General features: G+C 28.7%; 1 protein-coding gene and 1 pseudogene. Both read right to left on the reverse strand.

What is annotated here, in order from left to right:
- Positions 1 to 450 (reverse strand): annotated as a pseudogene (locus Q8777_RS02515) (effector); the annotation flags it as partial.
- Between the two features lie 128 nt (positions 451 to 578).
- Positions 579 to 2,188, reverse strand: a 1,610-nt coding sequence (locus Q8777_RS02520; RefSeq protein WP_318749485.1) for a DNA double-strand break repair protein Rad50, incomplete at its 5' end; no start/stop codon positions are given.

Raw genomic sequence — 2,188 nt, forward strand, 5'->3', positions numbered from 1 at the left:
TAATTGTGATTGGTATTCGTCACATTTATTTTGTTTTTCATCTATCCATGTCTTTTGTTCTTTTAATAAATCTAATGATTTTTGCCAACTCTTTTTAAGTTCATTAATTTCTTCTTGTTCTCGTTCTAATAAATCGGTTGGTAATAAAGTAGAGTTAATAGGTTCTGTAAAAAGATAATTTTTAATTTGTTCCAAACGAGCCGCTGTTGTTTTAATTTTAGGGATGGGTTGTTCTTTTGCAGAACGTTTCGGTCTATTAGAAAAGGGGTTTTCAATTTCATTTTCTTCAGACTCTAATGTTTCTTTTTCGGAATCCCAAGAAGATAAAGGTGATTGGGCTTGGCTAGTGCCATGATGATTTTTATGAATCATAATTATAATTACTATTCCTAATAATAAAATAACCATTATTTCGATAAAATATTTTTGTAAAAAGTTTTTTTTATTCATTAATTTCGTAACCTTTCTGATAATAATAAGATTATTATTATCAAATTTGGAAATTTGAATATATCACTATTATATAACTTTAAGAAAGAAATAATGAAACAAAATAATGATGAAAATTTATTTCATCATTATTTATTGATAATCGGTTGATAGAATTGAGCATATTTTTTGTTTTTTTGTTGTTCTATGAAACGTTGTTGAGCACGAGCGTAATTCGGATTTTTTTGTTTTAGTTCTTCTTTTGCGGTGTTTAATTCTACTTCTTTGTTACTTAAATTGTATTCTAATTCATTTTTATTACGAAATAAATCTGAGGTATCCGAAACTTCTTCTTGTTTTCGGGTTAATTCTTCGATGGTGGTTGAGTATTCATCAATCCAAGTATTAAATTCGTTTTTTATACTTTCATTTAATTTTTCAGAGTTTATACATTCATTTTTTAAATTATCTTGGTTAAGACGAATTTTATAATCAGCTTTTTTCTTTTCGTAATCTTTGTAGTCAGCTTCGAGTTTGGCTAAATCACGGTCAATACGAGTACAAATAGAATCATAAGTTTCTTGAGACATCATTTTTAATGTGCCATCAGGATGACAAAAGAGTTCTTGCGCTAAATGAATTATGCGGTGAGTTTCATGAACGGCTAAACCTACTTTGGCAACAGTTCCTGCCACTTTTTTGGTAACTCCACCACCTACTGCTTTCAACATACCTCGGCCTCCAAAAGCGTCCATATATAATTCTGCTCCTTGAAAAAGAGCGTCACGCAAATTACCAAAACTAAATTGATGTTTTTTATCCCAATCATCTAAAGCGGTTTTAGCGGCTTCCGCACCCACACGTAAAATACGTAATTGTTCTTTTTCGATACCGATTAATTTTATTTTTTCATTCACTTCCTCAATTTCTTTTTGGATTTCGGCACGGCGGTCTTCGGCAGATTGGATTTGATTGAAAATAGATTTTTCATCATTTGTTAAAGTTTCATATCTTTTTTGTAAATTTTTTTTTAATCCTTCGGTTCGAGTTAACATATCTTGGTATTTTCTTTGGGTTGCTTCTAATTTACCAATTTGAATATTAATATTTTTTATTTCAACAACTATTTCTAAAATTTCTTCTTGAAGTTTTTTAATTTCCGCTTGTAATCTAATTTTATCATCGGGAGAAGCTAACTCTTTTTGTCTTTCTTTGTCTTTGATTTCTTTTTCTTTAGTTTCTTTGTCTTGTTCTAATTGAATTAATTTTCCTTTTAAGATAGTGATGTTTTCGTTATTTTCAAACATTTTTTCTTTTATTTCTTTAATTTTAGCTTCATTATTTTCTAAAGCTTCTTTGATTTTTTCTTTATCTTTTTGAGTAAGGTCTTTTTGTTCAGAAAGGTCTTTTAGTTCTGTTTCACATTTTTCTAATTCTTTTTCCCAATCTTGTTTTAAACCATTGTAGTTATTAATTGTGTCACCATATTTGTCAATGGCTTGGTCAATTTTTCCAATTAATTGGTTGTAATATTTAGAGGAGGGTTCTTTATGACGAAAACAACAGAAATAAAGAAGACTAAATATTCCTAAAATAATGAAAAAAGTAGTAAGATGTTTTGACCACGAAGGAGGTATAGAACGTTTTTTAAAAAAACTAAACCCACTCCAAACCACCATCGCCATCATAACCCAAGTAAAATAAGATTTTAAATTAATAAAACCTTTTAAAACGTCTAAGGGTGATAACATTATTTTTC

The sequence above is a fragment of the Candidatus Phytoplasma stylosanthis genome (assembly GCF_032886435.1).
GTDB classification, from domain to species: Bacteria; Bacillota_I; Bacilli_A; order Acholeplasmatales; family Acholeplasmataceae; genus Phytoplasma; species Phytoplasma stylosanthis.